The sequence below is a fragment of the Vibrio splendidus genome (genome assembly GCF_001557875.1).
Taxonomy (GTDB): domain Bacteria; phylum Pseudomonadota; class Gammaproteobacteria; order Enterobacterales; family Vibrionaceae; genus Vibrio; species Vibrio splendidus_F.
In genome coordinates, this window is record NZ_LNRF01000004.1 from 44,617 (window position 1) to 64,199 (window position 19,583).

19 protein-coding genes are annotated in these 19,583 nt (G+C 44.2%); 7 read left to right on the forward strand and 12 right to left on the reverse strand.

The window, feature by feature from the left end:
- Nucleotides 1–6: 6 nt before the first annotated feature.
- The 9 genes from bamA to rpsB form a co-directional block, all read right to left on the reverse strand.
- On the reverse strand, nt 7–2,412 hold the full coding sequence (gene bamA / locus ATB74_RS11580) for an outer membrane protein assembly factor BamA (protein ID WP_061018610.1): 2,406 nt from the start codon (nt 2,410–2,412) through the stop codon (nt 7–9).
- 48 nt (nt 2,413–2,460) lie between these two features.
- Nucleotides 2,461–3,819, reverse strand: coding sequence for a sigma E protease regulator RseP (gene rseP, locus ATB74_RS11585; protein WP_061018612.1), 1,359 nt, complete (start codon nt 3,817–3,819; stop codon nt 2,461–2,463).
- Nucleotides 3,816–5,024, reverse strand: coding sequence for a 1-deoxy-D-xylulose-5-phosphate reductoisomerase (gene ispC, locus ATB74_RS11590; RefSeq protein ID WP_061018614.1), 1,209 nt, complete (start codon nt 5,022–5,024; stop codon nt 3,816–3,818). Before ispC ends, rseP begins: the two co-directional genes overlap by 4 nt.
- Nucleotides 5,025–5,075: 51 nt before the next feature.
- The gene (locus ATB74_RS11595) at nt 5,076–5,918 is read right to left on the reverse strand and encodes a phosphatidate cytidylyltransferase (protein ID WP_048606675.1); all 843 of its coding nucleotides are present in this window, start codon (nt 5,916–5,918) and stop codon (nt 5,076–5,078) included.
- Between the two features lie 15 nt (nt 5,919–5,933).
- Nucleotides 5,934–6,686 (reverse strand): isoprenyl transferase, encoded by a 753-nt coding sequence (locus ATB74_RS11600; protein ID WP_061018617.1) that lies wholly within the window; start codon nt 6,684–6,686, stop codon nt 5,934–5,936.
- Nucleotides 6,687–6,784: 98 nt separating this feature from the next.
- The gene (gene frr / locus ATB74_RS11610) at nt 6,785–7,342 is read right to left on the reverse strand and encodes a ribosome recycling factor (RefSeq protein ID WP_017060741.1); all 558 of its coding nucleotides are present in this window, start codon (nt 7,340–7,342) and stop codon (nt 6,785–6,787) included.
- 97 nt (nt 7,343–7,439) lie between these two features.
- Complete coding sequence (gene pyrH / locus ATB74_RS11615) at nt 7,440–8,171, reverse strand: UMP kinase (protein WP_017630771.1); 732 nt, start codon at nt 8,169–8,171, stop codon at nt 7,440–7,442.
- A gap of 150 nt (nt 8,172–8,321) precedes the next feature.
- Nucleotides 8,322–9,167, reverse strand: a complete 846-nt coding sequence (gene tsf, locus ATB74_RS11620) for a translation elongation factor Ts (RefSeq protein ID WP_017630772.1) — start codon at nt 9,165–9,167, stop codon at nt 8,322–8,324.
- A 138-nt stretch (nt 9,168–9,305) separates the two neighbouring features.
- Entirely contained in the window at nt 9,306–10,037 is a 732-nt protein-coding gene (gene rpsB / locus ATB74_RS11625) for a 30S ribosomal protein S2 (protein ID WP_009847420.1), read from the reverse strand.
- A gap of 457 nt (nt 10,038–10,494) precedes the next feature.
- Between rpsB and map the strand changes: the two genes are divergently transcribed.
- The 3 genes from map to ATB74_RS11640 all read left to right on the forward strand — a co-directional run bounded on the left by map (nt 10,495) and on the right by ATB74_RS11640 (nt 14,699).
- The gene (gene map, locus ATB74_RS11630) at nt 10,495–11,373 is read left to right on the forward strand and encodes a type I methionyl aminopeptidase (RefSeq protein ID WP_060982528.1); all 879 of its coding nucleotides are present in this window, start codon (nt 10,495–10,497) and stop codon (nt 11,371–11,373) included.
- A gap of 139 nt (nt 11,374–11,512) precedes the next feature.
- Entirely contained in the window at nt 11,513–14,134 is a 2,622-nt protein-coding gene (gene glnD / locus ATB74_RS11635) for a bifunctional uridylyltransferase/uridylyl-removing protein GlnD (protein WP_061018619.1), read from the forward strand.
- Between the two features lie 181 nt (nt 14,135–14,315).
- Nucleotides 14,316–14,699 (forward strand): DUF3461 family protein, encoded by a 384-nt coding sequence (locus tag ATB74_RS11640; protein WP_004734354.1) that lies wholly within the window; start codon nt 14,316–14,318, stop codon nt 14,697–14,699.
- Between the two features lie 147 nt (nt 14,700–14,846).
- On the opposite strand, the gene truC is transcribed toward ATB74_RS11640, so the two are convergent.
- Together truC and ATB74_RS11650 are read right to left on the reverse strand one after the other, a co-directional pair.
- On the reverse strand, nt 14,847–15,596 hold the full coding sequence (truC, locus tag ATB74_RS11645; protein ID WP_017060745.1) for a tRNA pseudouridine(65) synthase TruC: 750 nt from the start codon (nt 15,594–15,596) through the stop codon (nt 14,847–14,849).
- Nucleotides 15,596–15,910, reverse strand: coding sequence for a YqcC family protein (locus ATB74_RS11650; RefSeq protein ID WP_061018622.1), 315 nt, complete (start codon nt 15,908–15,910; stop codon nt 15,596–15,598). The genes truC and ATB74_RS11650 overlap by 1 nt, the downstream gene beginning before the upstream one ends.
- A gap of 87 nt (nt 15,911–15,997) precedes the next feature.
- Here ATB74_RS11650 and ATB74_RS11655 point away from each other — a divergent pair, with 87 nt between their 5' ends.
- Nucleotides 15,998–17,038, forward strand: coding sequence for a DUF3549 family protein (locus ATB74_RS11655; RefSeq protein WP_061018626.1), 1,041 nt, complete (start codon nt 15,998–16,000; stop codon nt 17,036–17,038).
- An 85-nt stretch (nt 17,039–17,123) separates the two neighbouring features.
- Nucleotides 17,124–17,432, forward strand: coding sequence for a DUF3301 domain-containing protein (locus tag ATB74_RS11660; protein WP_017060748.1), 309 nt, complete (start codon nt 17,124–17,126; stop codon nt 17,430–17,432).
- On the opposite strand, the gene ATB74_RS11665 is transcribed toward ATB74_RS11660, so the two are convergent.
- Nucleotides 17,398–17,916 carry a GNAT family N-acetyltransferase gene (locus tag ATB74_RS11665; protein ID WP_061018628.1) on the reverse strand — a complete coding sequence of 173 codons (519 nt, stop codon included), beginning with the start codon at nt 17,914–17,916 and terminating at the stop codon, nt 17,398–17,400. The genes ATB74_RS11660 and ATB74_RS11665 overlap by 35 nt on opposite strands.
- Before the next feature lie 749 nt (nt 17,917–18,665).
- Between ATB74_RS11665 and ATB74_RS11670 the strand changes: the two genes are divergently transcribed.
- Together ATB74_RS11670 and ATB74_RS11675 are read left to right on the forward strand one after the other, a co-directional pair.
- Entirely contained in the window at nt 18,666–18,953 is a 288-nt protein-coding gene (locus ATB74_RS11670) for a hypothetical protein (protein WP_061018630.1), read from the forward strand.
- 55 nt (nt 18,954–19,008) lie between these two features.
- The gene (locus tag ATB74_RS11675; protein WP_060982534.1) at nt 19,009–19,458 is read left to right on the forward strand and encodes a YaiI/YqxD family protein; all 450 of its coding nucleotides are present in this window, start codon (nt 19,009–19,011) and stop codon (nt 19,456–19,458) included.
- The last annotated feature ends 125 nt before the right edge of the window (nt 19,459–19,583 follow it).

Below are 19,583 nucleotides of genomic sequence, written 5' to 3' on the forward strand. Positions count from 1 at the left end.
TAAATATTAGAAAGTTCTACCAATGGTGAATGTGAAGAATTCCTCGTCATCACCTTCGTAAATTTTAATTGGTTTCGCTAGAGAGAAAACCAGTGGGCCCATCGGTGACATCCATTGCAGGGCTGCACCATAAGATGAACGGTAATTTGTTGGATCAGAGTAATCGTAGTAGTACTGGCTGCCACTGTTAGGTGCGCCACGGTCTACGAACTCTGTATCCCATACACTTGCCATGTCGAAGAAGACACTGGTTCGAATCTGGCTGCGCGCTTCATCAGAAGCAAACGGCGTAGGTACGATTAACTCTAAACTTGCCAAGGCAACCGCGTTACCACCCACTGAATCATCAGTAGCGGTATCGTAGGTTGGGTTATTACCTGTGCTGCTTCCGTAAACGGCTTTCGGGCCTGCCGAGTTAGAGCCAAAACCACGTAGGGTTGTAAAACCACCCGCGTAGTAGTTCTCATAGAATGGGAACAAGTTATCGTTACCATTCGTTTGACCATAGCCATTACCATAGCCTAATCGACCACGCATCAATAGTGTGAACTCATGCTTTTTGGTCAGCGGGATGTAATGTTTTACATCGTACTGCATTTTGAAGTATTGAGCATCAGAGCCTGGTACCGTCATTTTAGCGAAAGCACGTTGGTGGTTACCTTCTGTTGGGAAGAAACCACGGTTCAAATTGTTACGCGTCCAGGAAATATTGATGTCGAAATCATTGGTTAAGATGTTTTCGTCACCGTATTGGTCGATACTTCTCGCGAACTGTTCAACCTGGATATAAGTCGGTACGTTACCGATTTTGTTGTGTGTGTAGCCAACACCAAACTCGATACGGTTCAGCTCATCCATAGGAAAACCCCATGTTAAGCTAGTACCATAACTTTGGTTTGTATAGTCGACGATACCCGCTTCAGATGCTTCAAACTCGTTGTAGAAGATCTTACCGCCTAGACTCACACCATCAAGGTTCCAGTATGGGTCACGGTAGTCTAAGCTCACGTTCTTTTGGTAATCGTTCATCATGGCACTTACACCAACACGGTTACCTGAGCCTGCAAAGTTGTCTTGTTGTAAACCAACTTGGAAACTGACACCTGATTCCGTACCGTAGCCGACACCAAAGTTGATGCTGCCTGAGTTCGCTTCCTTAACGTTGTAAACCAAATCAACTTGGTCTTCACTACCAGGAACACGAACTGTTTGTACATCAACCGTTTCAAAGAAACCTAAACGGTTAAGACGGCTCTTACCAGTATCAATTGACTTAGAGTTAAGCCAGCTGCCTTCCATTTGACGCATTTCACGACGAAGAACTTCATCTTTCGTTGAGTTATTGCCCGTGAATCGAATATCGCGAACATAGATACGGCTGCCCGCTTCTACATTGATAACTAACGACACTTCTTTGGTTTCATCATTGAACTCAGGAATCGTACGAACTTGTGGGTACGCATAGCCAGATTCGCCAAGAATTCTTTTTACGCTCTCTTCTAAAGACGTTACCGATGAACCGTTATAAGTATCACCGTCTTCAAATGGCACTAGCGCTTCAAAGTCAGCCTCACGGCCGATGAGTTCACCACGAAATGCGACATCTTTAACGGTGTAGGCTTCGCCTTCATCAATACCAAGCGTGATATAAACGCCTTTCTTATCTGGAGAGATCGCAACCTGAGTAGAGTCTACCTTAAACTTAAGGTAACCACGGTCGAGGTAGTAAGATTTCAGCGCTTCGATATCACCCGCTAATACTTGCTTTTGATATTTTTCATCCGCAAGGAAGTTCCACCATGCAACATCAACGTTCAGATTAAAGCGGCTAAGTAGCTCAGCGTCTGAGAAGACTTCGTTACCGATAAAGTTGATTTGCTGAATCTTAGCGGATACGCCTTCAGTAAACACAAACTTAAGGTCAGAACGATTACGAGGCAAAGGCGTCACAACCGCTTTTACTGTCGCGTTGTATTTACCAACACTGTAGTAAAAATCTTCAAGGCCTTTCTCGATGTTGCTTAGCGTAGTACGGTCAAGGGCTTCACCCTCACGAACGCCAGATGCATCTAGGTTCTGTTGAAGCTGTTCTTCTTTGATCGCTTTGTTACCCGAAAATGAGATACTCGCGATGGTCGGTCGTTCTTTGACTTGAACAACTAAAACACCTTCATCGCGAAGGACTTTAACATCCTCAAAGTTACCCGAAGCATACAATGCACGAATGATTTCAGACACATCGCTTTCATCTACTTCATCGCCAATACGCACTGGCATTTTCAGTAGAGCCGCACCAAGTGCAACACGCTGTAAACCTTCAATCTTGATATCTTGAACTACAAAGTTTTGTGCTCCGTTCGCTGCCACACTAGTGGCTAATAGACTTGCGAACAGAATTTGCTTAATCGCCATACTTATTCTAATTATTCCTTGCTACTACCAATGCCTGTGAGAAACCATTCACAGACGAGTAAAATCATTAAATATTGCCAGAGCCATCAAAGAGAAGAGGATTGCACCTCCCACTCTGTATCCCATTTCCTGAACTTTCTCAGGAACCGGTTTACGAGTAACGGCCTCAATAGCGAAAAAGAGCAAATGTCCGCCATCAAGCATAGGCAGCGGAACCAAATTAATAATACCCAAGTTAACACTAATCAGAGCCAAAAAGCCTAAGAAGTAAACCAAACCGTAATCGGCGGTTGTCCCTGCACCTTTAGCTATTGAAATCGGGCCACTCAAGTTATTTAAGCCAACATCACCAACGATGAGCTTCTTAAGCATTGTCAGCGTCAATCCAATGATTTGACCTGTTTTATCAAATGCTTTTCCTACAGACTCAATTACACCAAATTGTAACTCAAAGCGATAATCTTCTGGCCATTCTGCGACTTCTGGAGCAATACCTGCATAGCCAATTGTCGAACCATCAGAAAGCTCACGACTTTTGGGCGTCATAACTAAGGGCTGTTCAACCCCATTTCGCAATACGACCAAGTCCAATGCTGTCATTGGATTTGCACGAATTAACTCAACAACCGACTGCCACTGTTCAATAGGCTGTCCATTAATCTCAACAATTTTGTCGCCGACCTCTACTCCGGCATCGTATGCTGCACCGTCATCAATGACTTGAGCGAGCACTGTCGATATCTCTGGAGAATACGGTCTAAAACCAAGCGTTGTCATTGCTGATTCAGTTTCTGGGTTAAATGACCAGTCTGAAATATCCAATGTCATCTGCTGTTCAAAGCCGATATCGTCTTGAGAAGAAACCGTTACAGTCATGGACTGATCACCAATATGTGATATCAAACCCATATTGACTGACTCCCAATCTGCGGTTTTGATTCCTGAAATAGATTTAAGTTCCATTCCAGTTTCAATTCCGGCTTGTGCAGCAATAGATTGCGGTGTGACTTCACCGATTACAGGTTTAACCGCCGGCACGCCAATCAAAAATACTAGCCAATATGCAAAGACGGCAAAGATAAAGTTAAACGCAGGACCTGCACCAACTATCGCCGTTCTTTTCCACAATGGCTTCTTATCAAAAGCGTATTGTTGTTCATCTTCAGAAAGGTCGTCAACACGACCATCAAGCATCTTAACGTAGCCGCCCAATGGAATGACTGACAAGCTGTATTCCGTACCATCACGGCCAACTTTGCTCCAGATTGATTTACCAAAACCAATCGAGAATTTCTCAACTTTCACACCACAGCGACGAGCAACCCAGAAGTGTCCAAACTCATGAACAGCGACCAGAATGCCAAGCGCTACAATAAAGGATGCGAAGTTCCACAGAATTCCACTCATGCTAGCTGCTCTTTAATAAATTGATTGGCTAATTGACGAGACATATTATCTAGCTCGAGAAGGCTTTCCAAGCTATCTAAGCCCTCAGAGTTATGTTGTTCACATACTTTGCTCATAACATGTTCGTTAATGACAGCAATATCGGTAAACCTCACTCGATTGTTCAAGAAAGCATCGACGGCAATTTCGTTTGCCGCGTTAATTGCGGTTGTAGCATGCTGACCCAAGTAGCAAGCTTCAATCGCTAACCTTAAACATGGGTAACGACTAAAGTCTGGTTCTAGAAAAGTAAGCTCGCCCACTTTAGTGAAATCCAGAGGCTTAACGCCCGCTTCTGTGCGCTCAGGGTAAGACATCGTTAAAGCGATTGGTGTCGCCATATCCGGTTCGCCCATTTGAGCAAGCACAGAGCCGTCCTTGTACTGAACCATCGAATGAATCACAGATTGAGGATGAATAATCACTTTCAACTGTTCTTGAGAGGCATTAAATAACCATTTCGCTTCAATGTACTCTAAGCCTTTATTCATCATGGTCGCTGAATCGACGGAGATCTTAGGGCCCATAGACCAGTTAGGGTGTGCAATAGCGCGTTCAGGAGTCACTGATTCCAACTCAGCCACGTCGGTATAACGGAAAGGACCACCAGAACCAGTTAGTAGAATATGGTTAATACCATTAGCTTCTAAATCACAGCGACCTAGATTGGTTTGGACGTTTTGCGGCAAACACTGAAAGATAGCATTATGTTCACTGTCGACAGGAAGTAGCTCAGCACCGTACTTTTCCACGGCGTCTATAAACAACTGTCCAGACATCACCAAGGCTTCTTTATTAGCAAGTAAGATACGCTTACCGGCCTTAACCGCAGACATAGTAGGAAGTAAACCTGCGGCACCAACAATCGCAGCCATTACCGTGTCTACTTCATCTAGGGAAGCGACCTGACACATGCCTTCTGAGCCTGAAAGTACTTTGATGTTTGGATAATCAGAAGACAACACATCACTCAGTTGAGACGCTGCATCGGGGCAAGCCATAGCAACATAGCTTGGTTGCCACTTTTCAACTAGCGCCAGCATCTTTTCAACATTCGAACCGGCGGCTAGTGCCACGACCGTATAAAGATCTGGGTTTTGCTCAACGACTTTTAGTGTACTTGCACCAATAGAGCCGGTAGCGCCAAGGATAGTTAGATTTCGCATCACATATGACCGTAGAAATGTAATAAAGGGCAGAATCACTGCCCTTTTTTATTAGAATGCTAAATAAAGCAGAGCAAAGACAGGGAATGCAGCCGTTAAGCTATCTATTCTATCTAGTATACCACCATGACCAGGAATCAGATTACTACTGTCTTTCACCCCAGACACACGTTTAAACATGCTTTCAACAAGGTCACCAAGAACAGAAATAACGACGGTCACAAGAGTAATAACAATCATGTGAAGAGGACTTGTGAATTGAATATCAAACAAGTCAGCAAAGATCCAAGCCACGATCACTGCAGTAATGATGCCACCAATAAGACCTTCAATCGTTTTATTCGGGCTTACCGCTGGGGCCATTTTACGCTTACCAAAGCTCTTTCCTGAAAAGTAAGCACCGCTGTCTGCAGCCCAAACGAGCAAGCAAACAAACATCACCAATTTTGCACCGTGGTAAGGATCAACATCGATACCGTTAGCACGCAGGATAACCACACTCCAGAAGAATGGCAGCAGAGTCAGCACACCAAAGGCGTGACGAAGAAGAGAAGAATCTTTCCATGCAGGCATAGACTTAGGATAAGTCACCGCCATACCACTCGCTATTACCCACCAAATTGAGCCAATCGTTAGAATGGCGTAGTGAGCAGTAGACAAGTTATTAAGGCTAAATGCATCAAAAGGGATAAAAGCAAAACTTGCGGCACTGACCACAACCGTTGGAATCAACGCTAAATAACGCGATTTGCTTTCAACAAACTGAGTCCACTCCCAAAAACCTAATAGCGAGATTACCGCTAATGAAAGAATAAATGTAGGAAGTGATAACTCGAAAATGCCTAGAATAACTAGGGGAGCTAAAATCAACGCCGTAATAATTCGTTGTTTCAAACCAAAAAATCCTTATTAACTGTCCATCAGAGCTTTAATTTGCTCACCAGTGCATCCAAAACGACGCTCACGGTTTACAAACCAAGTCACAGCTTCTACTAAGCTGTCTTCATTAAAGTCTGGCCAGAATTGTTCAGTGAAATACATTTCGGCGTAAGCCAACTGCCAAAGCATAAAATTACTAATGCGGCATTCACCACTGGTACGGATAAGTAGATCGACTTCAGGAATATCTGCCATCGTCAGGTGCTGTGTAATCATAGCTTCATCAATGTCATCTACACTAATATCACCAGACTTTACCTGTTGAGCAATAGAGGTCATTGCTTGCTGAATATCCCACTTACCGCCGTAGTTCGCCGCAATATTAATAACCATACCGGTATTGGTGCTAGTCAAAGCTTCCGCTTCTTCTATCTTCTTTTGTAGTCGATCATTGAAACGACTTTTATCACCAATAACACGAAGTTGTAGATTATTTTTATGAAGCTTTTTTACTTCACTCGACAGCACTGAAATAAACAGTTCCATCAAAATACCGACTTCTTCTTCAGGACGACGCCAGTTCTCGCTACTAAACGCAAAAAGAGTAACGGCTTTAATGCCAAGTCTGGCAGCAGAAGAGATAGTTTTACGAACGGCTTGAACACCGTTTTTATGGCCAAAGACGCGAGGCTTGCCCTGAGCTTTTGCCCAGCGGCCATTACCATCCATAATGATAGCAATGTGTTTAGGAAGAGAGTCTGTGAACGCTTGAGAATTATGCATAAAAGAGTGAATCAAATTCTAATAGTCGAACAGAGTAGCATAAAAAAACGCTGCACCGTGAGTACAGCGTTTTTCCGGAAAGAAAAGAATATGGAAAATTAAACTTCCATCAACTCTTTTTCTTTAACAGCTAGAACTTCGTCTACGTTCTTAACCGCAGCGTCAGTTAGCTTTTGAATTTCGTCTTGTGCTTTACGATCTTCATCTTCAGAGATTTCTTTATCTTTAAGAAGTGCTTTTAGATCGCCGTTCGCGTCACGACGGATGTTACGGATAGCAACACGGCCACCTTCAGCTTCGCCACGAACGATTTTAACTAGGTCTTTACGACGCTCTTCCGTTAGCGGAGGAAGTGGAACACGGATAACTGTGCCAGCAGACATAGGGTTTAGGCCTAGGTCAGATGTCAGAATTGCTTTTTCAACTAGAGGAGTCAGTGTTTTATCAAACACTGTAATAGCTAGTGTACGAGCATCTTCAGCGATAACGTTAGCTACTTGAGTCAAAGGCGTTGGAGCACCGTAGTACTCAACAGTAAGACCAGAAAGTAGGCTTGGGTGCGCACGACCTGTACGAATCTTTTGCAGGCTGTTTTTTAGTGCATCAACACTTTTTACCATGCGCTCTTGAGCGTCTTTTTTGATTTCGTTAATCACAATTTCACCTTGATTATGTTCTTTCTTCAAGAAAGCTTTTTATTTGAGTGATAAGGATAAGCTTACCAAAGTCTAACACCTCAGTAAGCCCGAAAAATTAGTCAGCGTCGCTGATTAATGTACCTTCAGTTTCACCCATAACCACGCGACGTAGTGCGCCTGGTTTATTCATGTTAAATACGCGGATTGGCATTTTGTGATCACGTGCTAGCGTAAATGCAGCCAAATCCATTACTTTAAGTTCTTTATCAAGAACTGTGTTGTAAGACAACGTATCATACAGCTCTGCGTCTGGGTTTGCTACAGGGTCAGAAGTAAATACACCATCTACTTTTGTCGCTTTTAGAACTACGTCAGCTTCGATTTCGATACCACGTAGACAAGCAGCAGAATCCGTAGTGAAGAATGGGTTACCAGTACCAGCAGAGAAGATCACAACGCGACCTTGACGTAGTTGGCTGATTGCGTCTGCCCAGTTGTAGTCGTCACACACACCTTTAAGAGGGATTGCAGACATTACACGTGCGTTTACGTAAGCACGGTGAAGAGCGTCACGCATTGCAAGGCCGTTCATTACCGTTGCAAGCATACCCATGTGGTCACCAACAACGCGGTTCATACCTGCTTCAGCAAGGCCTGCACCACGGAAAAGGTTACCACCACCGATAACAACGCCTACTTGAACACCTAGTTCAACCAATTCTTTCACTTCTTGAGCCATACGATCAAGGATCGTCGGGTCAATACCAAAACCTTCTTCGCCTTGTAGTGCTTCACCGCTAAGTTTTAACAGAATACGTTGATACGCCGGTTTAGGGTTCGTAGTCATGGAGTTTACCTTCCAAAGAGTTGATGATTAACAGTCATGGATAAAAACTGAATAGCTCAGTTTGCATTCATAACAGCTAAAAAATAATTCACTATTCATAAAAAGACCGCAGCATTTGCCACGGTCTCTTTTCAAACAATACGCTAAGGATTAACCTTTTTGTACCGCTGCAACTTCGTCAGCAAAGCTCATTTCAGCTGCTTTCTCGATGCCTTCACCAACTTCTAGACGTACGAAGTTAGATACTGAAGCGCCTTTCTCTTTAAGGATAGCGCCAACAGTTTGCTTAGGCTCCATGATGAAAGCTTGACCAGTTAGAGAGATTTCGCCCGTGAATTTCTTCATACGGCCAACAACCATTTTCTCTGCGATTTCAGCTGGTTTGCCTTCGTTCATAGCGATTTCAACTTGAACTGCTTTTTCTTTAGCAACTACGTCTGCAGGTACGTCTTCTGGGTTTAGGAACTCAGGACGTGATGCAGCAACGTGCATTGCAACGTGCTTAAGAGTTTCAGCTTCGCCTTCACCAGCAACAACAACACCGATTTTCTCACCGTGACGGTAAGATGCTAGTGCAACACCTGAAACGTACTGTACGCGACGGATGTTGATGTTTTCGCCGATTTTTGCAACTAGAGCAACACGAGTCTCTTCGAACTGTGCTTGTAGCTCTTCAACAGTTGCTTGAGAAGCTACTGCAGCAGCTGCAACTTCTTCTGCGAATGCTGTGAAGTTAGCATCTTTTGCTACGAAGTCAGTTTGGCAGTTAACTTCAAGAAGAGCAGCTACGCCGTTCTCTTCTTTGATGATGATTGCGCCTTCAGCAGCAACGTTACCAGCTTTCTTAGCTGCTTTCGCTGCGCCAGACTTACGCATGTTTTCAATTGCTAGTTCGATGTCAGCGTTTGCTTCTACAAGCGCTTTCTTACATTCCATCATGCCAGCGCCAGTGCGCTCGCGAAGTTCTTTAACTAGAGCTGCAGTTACAGTTGCCATTCTCTATTCCTCAGTAAATTCTAAAAAAGATAAAAAACAGGGGCCTAATTAATTGGCCCCTGATATTGACTGTATTCAGTCCGTTAAGCCACCGATTATGACCGCTTAATATGAACTAAATATGGCTCAGAGCCGCTATTATTCAGCTTCTACAAAACCGTCTTTTTCAGCAGCTACAGCAGCAACATCTTTGTTGCGACCTTCTTTAACCGCGTCTGCAGCAGCGTTTAGGTAAAGCTGTACTGCACGGATTGCATCGTCGTTACCTGGGATAACGAAGTCAACGCCGTCTGGGTTAGAGTTAGTATCAACTACAGCGTAAACTGGGATACCTAGGTTGTTTGCTTCTTTAACTGCGATGTGTTCGTGATCAGCATCGATTACGAATAGAGCGTCTGGAAGGCCGCCCATGTTCTTGATACCACCAAGAGATTTCTCTAGCTTCTCCATTTCACGAGTACGCATTAGAGCTTCTTTCTTAGTAAGCTTGTCGAAAGTACCATCTTGAGCTTGCGCTTCAAGTTCTTTCAGACGCTTGATAGACTGACGAACAGTTTTGTAGTTCGTTAGCATACCGCCTAACCAGCGGTTGTTAACGTAGAACTGGTTGCTGTTGATAGCAGCTTCTTTAACAGCTTCAGATGCAGCGCGCTTAGTACCAACAAAAAGAACTTTACCTTTCTTCTCGCCAACTTTAGCGATTTCAGCTAGAGCGTCGTTGAACATTGGTACAGTTTTTTCTAGGTTGATGATATGTACTTTGTTACGAGCACCAAAGATGAATGGCTTCATTTTTGGGTTCCAGTAACGAGTTTGGTGACCGAAGTGAACACCAGCTTTAAGCATATCGCGCATTGATACAGTTGCCATTTTAAAATCCTCTATGGGGTTAGGCCTCCACATCCCCCATGAATCCGACCCCTAACAACTAACCACTTTTCAGCCGTTATTTGTGTTGTTGAGGCACCCCGGAACATGTGTCGGAATGTGTGTGATTTAAAGAAATAAGTTAGTGGACACAAAGCTTGTTTCGCCAATTGGAGAAAACACTCCTGATGTCCGGCGCGCTTTATACCATATTTTGTCTATCTATGGCTAGAAAAAAATCGAAAAATGGCGACTGCTATACTGACCTCTAAAGACGAATTTCCTCTATAAATGGCATCCATATCGAGTTGCTTCTACATCTTTTAACCGAACATTATTTACTCAGGTTAAACAGTATCCATCGGTATTGTGCGGATATGGGAATGTTGCGCTAAAATGCTGCACTGATAGAATAGCCCCAATATGCACACTTAGGTGCTACCAAATTAAGAGATATGCAATGGCTGTAAAAATTAAAACTGCTGAAGAAATTGAAAAAATGCGCGTCGCCGGCAAGCTGGCTTCTGAAATTCTAGAGATGATTGAACCTCACATCCAAGTAGGTACAACGACAGAAGAGCTAAACCAAATCTGTCACGAGTACGCTCTAGAAAGAGGCGCATACTCAGCACCACTTGATTACCACGGTTTCCCTAAGTCAATCTGTACGTCTATCAACCACATTGTGTGCCACGGCATTCCAGCATCACAAGATGAGACTGGCAGCACAGGTCAATTCAAACCGGCGGTACTAAAAGATGGCGACATTCTTAACGTTGATATCACGGTAATTATCCCTGATGACGAAAACGCAGATCTAAGCGTTCGTCCACAAGGTTACCACGGTGATACCTCTAAGATGTTCCTAGTGGGTGAAGTTTCACCAGCAAACAAGCGTCTATGTATGGTTGCTCAAGAAGCACTTTACGAAGGCATGCGCCAAGTAAAACCTGGTGTCCAGCTTGGCCAAATAGGTACTGCTATCGAGAAGTACATCAAAACAAACAATAAGAACAACCCACGCGCGAAGTTCTCAATTGTTAAAGATTACTGTGGTCACGGCATTGGGGCTGAATTCCATGAAGACCCACAAGTCGTTCACTACAAAAACAACGACCGCACTGTATTAAAAGCAGGTATGTGCTTCACTATCGAGCCAATGATCAACGCAGGTAAATTTGGCTGCCGTCTTGATGACCAAGATAGCTGGACCGTATACACAGCCGACAGCAAGAACTCGGCTCAGTGGGAACACACTCTGGTTGTGACGGATACTGGTTGTGAAGTACTAACACTACGCAGCGACGATACGATTCCACGCATCATGAAGAACGCTTAGTTCGCCGAACTGAACGCATCAGCCTTTTAAAAATATCCTCGCATTATCGAGGATATTTTTTTATCCGCTCAATTTCGACTTTCCATCAGCTTCTGTTAAATTGTTTACTATTCTCATTTGCTTGCACGGATAGCAGACTATGCCTTATCAATGCCCTCTTACGTTCAATGACGAACAAATTGAAATCTGCGAATTAAAAAATCAGCTCGAGATCTTCACGCAGTATCAAAAAAATGAATTTCTGAATCACCACCCAGTTACCGACTTAGTTCTGCTGCGCTCCGAGTACATGGATTTGCTTCTCAGTCGATTATGGGATCATTTTGGATTCAATAAATTACCTCATATTTCACTTGTCGCAGTGGGCGGCTATGGCCGTGGTGAACTACACCCTTTATCCGATATTGATATCCTAGTCGTCTCACAAAAAACACTGCCACCAGCACTGGGGGAGAAAGTCAGTCAATTCATCACTCTACTGTGGGATTTAAGATTAGAAGTCGGCCACGCTGTGCGTACCATTGCCGAATGTCTCGAGATCGGTATTGATGACTTAACCGTTGCAACCAACCTTCAAGAATCGCGATTGTTGTGTGGCAGTGAAGACACCTTCCAAGAACTAAAACTGAAGATTCATTCCGATTCATTTTGGCCAAGTGAAACCTTCTACAAGGCTAAGATTAAAGAGCAGAGAGAGCGTCACGCTCGCTACCACGACACCACTTACAATCTAGAACCCGATATCAAATCGACTCCGGGTGGATTAAGAGACATCCACACTCTGAGCTGGGTTGCGCGTCGCCATTTCGGTGCGACCTCTTTGTTAGAGATGAGCAAATACGGCTTTCTAACCGATGCGGAGTATCGTGAATTAGTTGAGTGCCAAGATTTCCTATGGCGCGTTCGCTTTGCACTGCACATTGAGTTACGCCGTTACGACAATCGTCTGACGTTTGCCCATCAAGCCCAAGTAGCTGAACATCTGGGTTATACGGGCGAAGGGAATCGTGGCGTCGAGATGATGATGAAGGAGTTCTATCGAACACTTCGCCGCGTAGCTGAGCTTAATAAAATGCTTCTGAAACTGTTCGATCAAGCGATCATCAATGGCGGTCAGACCCAAGATGCGGAGATTCTCGATAATGACTTCCAACGTCGAGGGTCATTGATCGAAGCGCGTAAGCCTGCCCTATTCCAAGCGAGACCAGAAACGATTCTCGATATGTTTATCCATATTGCTAATGACTCGACCATCGAAGGAGTAAGTCCCCCAACATTGCGACAACTACGAACAGCGCGTCGTCGATTGAACCGATTCCTGCATACCATTCCTGAAGCTCGAGACAAATTCATGGCATTGGTTCGCCATCCGAATGCTCTGCACAAAGCCTTTAGCTTGATGCATAAGCTCGGCGTACTCTCAGCGTACTTACCGCAATGGAGTCAGATAGTAGGTCAGATGCAATTCGACCTGTTCCATGTTTACACCGTGGATGAACACAGCATTCGCCTACTCAAGCATATCAACCGTTTTGGTCAAATTGAAAACCACGATAAGCACCCTATCTGCTGTGAAGTGTACCCACGAGTACAGAAGAAAGAGTTATTAATCCTTGCTGCTATCTTCCACGACATCGGCAAAGGCCGTGGCGGAGACCACTCTGAGATTGGTGCAGTTGAAGCTTACTCTTTCTGTATCGAGCACGGGCTATCGAAACCTGAAGCTAAACAAGTGGCGTGGTTGGTACAAAATCACTTGTTGATGTCGGTTACTGCCCAGCGCCGTGATATCTACGACCCAGATGTGATCACCGAATTCGCTAAAAAAGTGCGAGATGAAGAGTCACTCGAGCTACTGGTTTGTTTAACCGTTGCCGATATCTGTGCGACTAACCCTGAGTTATGGAACAGTTGGAAACGAACCCTGCTAGCTGAACTGTTCCATTCTACACAGCGAGCACTGCGCCGTGGCTTAGAAAACCCTGTCGATGTTAGAGATCGTATTCGTCACAATCAACAAATGGCATCAGCACTGCTGCGTAAAGAAGGCTTCACTGCTCGTGAAATTGAAGTGCTATGGCAGCGCTTCAAAGCCGATTACTTCTTACGTCATACGCACAAACAAATCGCTTGGCATTGTGAGCACTTACTTCGCCTGGAAAATCCAAGCCAACCATTAGTACTGATCAGTAAGAAAGCGACACGGGGCGGTACCGAGGTGTTCGTTTACTGTAAAGACCAAGCGGCACTGTTTGCGACCGTGGTTGCCGAACTCGACAGGCGCAACTTTAACGTTCATGACGCGCAGGTCATGGTCAGCAAAGATGGCCATGTTTTGGATACCTTTATCGTACTAGACCAGCACGGCGAAGCCATTGATGAAGCAAGACACAAAGCCGTTGCTAAACATTTGACTCATGTATTGGCTGATGGCCGACCGACGAAGATTAAGACGCGTCGCACGCCACGTAACTTGCAGCACTTTAAGGTCAAAACCTTAGTTGAGTTCCTGCCAACCAAGAGCAAAAAGCGCACCTTGATGGAGTTAAGAGCCCTTGATACGCCAGGGTTATTGGCTCAAGTCGGTGCAACCTTTGCGGAGCTAGACATCAACTTACACGGTGCGAAAATCACCACCATAGGTGAGCGAGCAGAGGATTTGTTTATTCTGACCAGTGAAGCAGGGGGAAGACTGTCTGAAGAGCAAGAGCAGGCGCTAAGAGAACGATTAACCGAGCACGTTTCAGAACTCGCACCTTAGAAAGTGAATTAAGTCTAAAAGCAGGTTTAATAATCAAATAAGTGTGGGCAAAGATAGAGAGCGATCTTGCCCACAACTTACAATCAATTCACAGATATCAACTATCTAGCTCGTCGTTAGGCTGCTACATTGATCAAGTCAATTACATAAAAGTATTACATTCATAACCTAGAGGTCGCTTATGTATCCAAACCTCACTGGCTTAGGTATACACGAACCTAAACAGATTGAACGTTACTCCCTTCGCCAAGAAGCGCACAAAGATATCCTGAAGATTTACTTTCGTAAGCAGAAAGGTGAACTGTTCGCGAAAAGCGTTAAATTTAAGTACCCACGACAAGTAAAAAGTGTGCTTGTTAGCGGTGGCAATAATCAATACAAAGAAGTGACTGAGATTAACCGCAACCTCACTCTTGTGATTGATGAGCTCAACAAGATCACCAAACCGACGCCAACGGCTGAGGTGGATGTGAAGCAGAAGATCCTTACCGACTTACGCCATCTAGAGAAAGTGGTATCAAGTAAGATCGCTGAGATCGAAGCCGATCTAGAAAAGCTAAAATGATCCCACAATTAACGACTAACTAACCAATAATAGTTATGCCGTTAAGGTCGCACTGACATCAAAAAGGGCTGATATTAATATCAGCCCTTTGTTTTTATTCTATTTTCTCTATTCACTTAGACTCGTAATTACTTAAACACGCGTGACTTACTTGGACAAGCAAGTTTGAGCATCAATTAAGTTGGTATCCCACTCAAAGGTTTCAAACAACCTTAGCCAAGTTTCATCTAGGTTGGCCTTCATCACTAACTCTTCTTTAGTAAAAGGGTGAATGAAGCGAAGCTCAGAAGCGTGCAGCAACAAACGGTGCGAATCTAAATCATCGCGAAACAATCGGTTGTGCTTACCATCACCATGTGAAGTATCACCCACAATCGGATGTCTTAGGTGAGCCATGTGACGACGCAGCTGATGTTTGCGACCTGTCTTTGGCATCATCTCAACCAAGCAGTAGCGGCTCGTAGGAAAACGTCCTGTTGAGTATGGCACTTCTACTTTTGCTAGCGGTTCATAGACAGTCACCGCCTCTTGCGCTTCTTTGTCTTCTTTCGCGAACTTATCCGCAATCTTATCCAGCTCAACCTTAAGTGCATAATCGAGCGTATCGCCCTCTTCTATCCAGCCACGGACAATCGCATGATAAGTTTTTTGCATCTCATGGTTAGCGAACATTGGCATCACCTGTGAAGCAACCTCACTCGACAACGCAAATACCAGCACACCAGATGTCGGTCTGTCTAAACGGTGTAATGGAAATACATGCTGACCAATTTGATCACGCAGTGTCTGCATAACAAATTGCGTTTCGTGTTTATCCAGCCATGAGCGATGCACTAGCATGCCAGCGGGCTTATTCACCGCGACAAAATACTCATCTTGATAAATGATCTCTAACATTACGCGCATACCTCATCAATGCTCTGAATCGTCACTAGCAGTTCGACTTTGTCTGCCTCATTTTTCCAAACTTCACCAAAATAAGGATAGATAGCAAAACCCTTCGGTAGCGGCATGTTCGCATCCATCATTGCGTTGATCTTAACGATAAAGATCCACTGCAACCACTCTTCTGGCTGCAGAGAATCAATAGCAAAAGGTTCAACGCTCGCTAGAGCTTCATCCGAAGGCGGAAGCGTGCTCCATAGGGAACATTGGCGCATTTGTTGTTCTAATTGTTGAAGTAAAAGAGGTAACTTTGTGGCTGCTGTCATTTTTCACCAAGTTATTTATCTAGTGACCTTGAAATTGGGGCATAGAGTACCATCTATTTAGGAAAGAAAGTTAGGAGCTTTATTACTATGGAAACGATTCACACGCTCACTCAGTTACTAAAGAATAGCGGTTGCCAATACGATATCTACGACCTAGGTCGCCGTATTCAGAAGATCGACAACACCTTATTCTCTGATGTTGAGCAAGGGAAACAACCGTACCCATTTCCACTTCAGAAACAAGCTCACTTAGCGATTAGCTACTGGAACGAACACAAACAACCATGGATCTGGTTCCTGAAATTCAAACTGGATGAGAGAGGCCTATTACATCAGGGTGATGTCGGCAATTTCCTTAAGTTTGTTATCGAAGCGATGGGCACACGTTTGAACGGTGAGATCAGCGAAGAGCAACAACAAAAGCTGTCTAACAACCCATATACCTTCAAGCCTTCAGAAGACAAAATGGCGGTGTTCCATAGCCAAGTAAGAGCAGGTTTAGACTTGGCGACGAGCCAATACTACGAACACGCTCAACACTACTTCACTGGCGAACTAGGCTGGGACAACTGGAAAACCGTTGGCCTACAAGGCATCACAGATATGTGTGCTCGCTTGGGCAACCAACAAAATGGTGTCGCGATTCGCAAAGCATTGAATAAACTGCCTTCAGAACCTCTCTACGCCACACTGGGGGCACTTGAGCATACTCAAATCAATGACAAGCTCGCTCAACGCTTACAAGAAATGACAGAGAATGAGATTAACAGTCAAGAACCGGATCTGTTCTTACTGTCAGCACTGGTACGTGCCCTTTCTGGCGCAGAGCAAAACACAACGAATGCCGTGATTAATCAAGTCTTGGCTAGCCCACGCCTAAGCCATCAAGAGGTATTAATTGGTTTGGCTGGTCGCAGCTGGCACGCACTACAAGATCCAGCGATTGCAGAGCAATTCTTGTTGCGCCTCGCACAAACAGGCAACCAGAACCTGTTCAATCAGTTATTTGCAGATTTAGTGATGATTCCGACACTGAGAATGGTATTTTTACCATTATTGAACTCGAACCCATCACCAGAACTTGCAAACGCACTGGTCGAACTGCAGCAAGCGGCTAAAGCTAAATAAGTTCACAGAGAGATTCACTCTGTAGCTCATCAAAATGTGCAACTATCACGATTGGAATAGAGAGATAAAAGGAAGTATGGATTAAATGATAGATAACTTATTGGCTATTTTGATGCTGTGCTTCTTTTGCTTTCTGTTTTGGCAGCAGCGCAGGCAATCAGAGCTTGCGAAAGCTGCCATTGCGAGAAAATGTAAAGAGCTCGACTTACAGCTATTGAGCGTGGCCTTTAGTGGTCATAAACTTAAGATGCGCCATGAGCTTACTACGATTTGGCGCTGGCATACTGTGTACCAATTTGAGTTTTCGGCGTTAGGTGATGACCTGTACCAAGGAAAACTGACTATGGTAGGCTTCCGCTCTATGCGGTTTGAGCTACAGCCTCATAGAATGTAACGTCGCAATACTCGGTATAACGATATTCATGATAAGGGCCAAACTGATCTTGTTTGGTCTCTTTAAATGCAAAGCCTAATTTTTCCAATAGTTTAATGGATGGGTTGTGGCCGACATTCACAGTCGCAACAACATTCGTTAAACGCTCTTCAAAGCGCACCAAACTAAAGAAAGGTTTTAGTACCTCACTAGCAAAGCCTTGATTCCAGTATTTTTTATCCAAAATAAAGCCAAGTTCATGCTTACCCTTTTCCGATGAAACAAAGACATGCCCAAGATATTCACGGGTTTGGTTGTGGATGATCGCGCGGCAGAACCCTACGTTATCTTGTAGTATTTCTTGAAAAAGATGCTTCGCAGAGGCGAAAGAGTGAGGCCCGTTCATTTCAGCACGATTAATGGGGCAGCAATTTAACTTGATAAAGTCGAGTTGTAGCTGTTCGGTATAAGGTACCAACAGCGTTCTTGAGGTTGCTATCGTCATAAAACACTCCTTGTGTTGACCATTAGCAGAAAAACAGATGTAGTGCTCTAAAATAAAGAACAGCGCCTAGATAAAAGCTCCAAGAAAAGAAAAGCCCCGACACCGAAGTGTCAGGGCTAGGGTCTTACTCGCAGCAGTCCGGCTACTAATTAATGCTCCATGCATCATCCATAATAGTGGCTGTAATCCTTCAGCTCTTTCCTTTACTTCGCCGTCCTAGCGGTGTCCAATCTTCCTGAAAGCTAACAATCCTAGTTAGCGCACATCACTTGTTCCGTGAGCGGTGTCCTTTACATCGTCCTGATGCTAATCCAACCCTTTAATCCTAGAGGTGTCCATTGTCATTCCGTTGCAGCTAACTTCCTGTTAACTGACTGTATCCCTACAATGTCCTTACGCTCCATGCTTGATCACTCAATCCTAAGTAACCAAATCTTCATCCTGAAGATAACCAAATCCTTGGTGCTTTCCTGTTCCGTGTCAGAATCCTTCCGACAAGGTTTAATTTACGCGATTTAGGGTTTCGGACAATAGATTTGCATCACATTTTGAATTCGAAAAAGTTGTTAATTATATAAAACAATTAAAAATCAACACCTTAACCATATGCACATCAATCTCTCTAGCGATGTATTCGTGTTATCTCACAGCCTTTGTAAGAGATCTCTCACAAGCCATGGGCGGTTTTATGATTCGCTATCATTCACCAGAGCGAGTAAAATGACTGAAGACTAAAAATGGAGATCAACATGCTGACAAAAGATGTTTCTGAAGAGTTGAAATCAGTGCTTGAAGGACTGCAAGCGCAAGGGAAAGAACCGACAGTTGCTTTAGTTAAGGCTCGTATGAGCACATCCGTTCCGATGCCAGCTTTAATTACGACCATCAAGAGCTGGAAAAGCGCAAATCGCGTTCCTAAAGTTGAAGTCGCGACACAAGAAGAGCCTGCACTTGATCGTGTTAGCCAACTAGAGAAGCAAATCTTTGAACTCACTGCTCGCGTTGCCATGCTTGAAGCTAAACTAACTGATCAATAAGGCAACTGAGCAATAAGTTGACCGATAAATAAGCTAACAGAGAAATTAGAACACTATGAAGATATGGGTTGATGCGGACGCTTGTCCAAAGGTTATCCGAGAAACAATCGTACGCGCAGCTGAGCGCACAGGGGTTGAATGTACCTTTGTGGCAAACCATCTGGTTCCCGTTCCTAAACGCAATAACATTCACTCGATTCAAGTGCCAAGCGGATTTGATATTGCTGATGATGAAATCGTAAAACGCACTGAACCTGGCGACCTTGTGATTACATCCGATATCCCTCTGGCCGACGAAGTGATCACCAAAGGTGGGCAAGCACTCAGTTCTCGTGGCGAGCTTTATACCAAAGAGACAATCAAAGCACGTCTGAACATTCGTGACTTCATGGATACTATGCGCTCAAGTGGCATCCAAACTGGCGGACCAAGTACCCTTTCTCAAACCGATCGTCGTGAGTTTGCCAACCACCTTGATAAAATCCTCGCTAAGCGACCAAAGTAACCAATTTATTTTGTGTGCACCATTTTGAAGCCGGTCAAGATGGTGCTCCAAGCCTTATCCCAACAAAGATATACAGTTAACACATATCAGATATTGAAACTGATCATTACCTCCTCGTAGCACAG

What these genes read in the sequence shown, in the direction of transcription:
- bamA (WP_061018610.1), bottom strand. Translation starts at nt 2,412, where the DNA reads ATGGCGATTAAGCAAATTCTGTTCGCAAGTCTATTAGCCACTAGTGTG.
- ATB74_RS11640 (WP_004734354.1), top strand. Translation starts at nt 14,316, where the DNA reads ATGTATCCAAACCTCACTGGCTTAGGTATACACGAACCTAAACAGATT.
- glnD (WP_061018619.1), top strand. Translation starts at nt 11,513, where the DNA reads ATGCCTTATCAATGCCCTCTTACGTTCAATGACGAACAAATTGAAATC.
- ATB74_RS11600 (WP_061018617.1), bottom strand. Translation starts at nt 6,686, where the DNA reads ATGCATAATTCTCAAGCGTTCACAGACTCTCTTCCTAAACACATTGCT.
- ATB74_RS11670 (WP_061018630.1), top strand. Translation starts at nt 18,666, where the DNA reads ATGCTGACAAAAGATGTTTCTGAAGAGTTGAAATCAGTGCTTGAAGGA.
- tsf (WP_017630772.1), bottom strand. Translation starts at nt 9,167, where the DNA reads ATGGCAACTGTAACTGCAGCTCTAGTTAAAGAACTTCGCGAGCGCACT.
- rseP (WP_061018612.1), bottom strand. Translation starts at nt 3,819, where the DNA reads ATGAGTGGAATTCTGTGGAACTTCGCATCCTTTATTGTAGCGCTTGGC.
- map (WP_060982528.1), top strand. Translation starts at nt 10,495, where the DNA reads ATGGCTGTAAAAATTAAAACTGCTGAAGAAATTGAAAAAATGCGCGTC.
- truC (WP_017060745.1), bottom strand. Translation starts at nt 15,596, where the DNA reads ATGTTAGAGATCATTTATCAAGATGAGTATTTTGTCGCGGTGAATAAG.
- ATB74_RS11675 (WP_060982534.1), top strand. Translation starts at nt 19,009, where the DNA reads ATGAAGATATGGGTTGATGCGGACGCTTGTCCAAAGGTTATCCGAGAA.
- ATB74_RS11650 (WP_061018622.1), bottom strand. Translation starts at nt 15,910, where the DNA reads ATGACAGCAGCCACAAAGTTACCTCTTTTACTTCAACAATTAGAACAA.
- ATB74_RS11665 (WP_061018628.1), bottom strand. Translation starts at nt 17,916, where the DNA reads ATGACGATAGCAACCTCAAGAACGCTGTTGGTACCTTATACCGAACAG.
- ATB74_RS11660 (WP_017060748.1), top strand. Translation starts at nt 17,124, where the DNA reads ATGATAGATAACTTATTGGCTATTTTGATGCTGTGCTTCTTTTGCTTT.
- pyrH (WP_017630771.1), bottom strand. Translation starts at nt 8,171, where the DNA reads ATGACTACGAACCCTAAACCGGCGTATCAACGTATTCTGTTAAAACTT.
- rpsB (WP_009847420.1), bottom strand. Translation starts at nt 10,037, where the DNA reads ATGGCAACTGTATCAATGCGCGATATGCTTAAAGCTGGTGTTCACTTC.
- ATB74_RS11655 (WP_061018626.1), top strand. Translation starts at nt 15,998, where the DNA reads ATGGAAACGATTCACACGCTCACTCAGTTACTAAAGAATAGCGGTTGC.
- ispC (WP_061018614.1), bottom strand. Translation starts at nt 5,024, where the DNA reads ATGCGAAATCTAACTATCCTTGGCGCTACCGGCTCTATTGGTGCAAGT.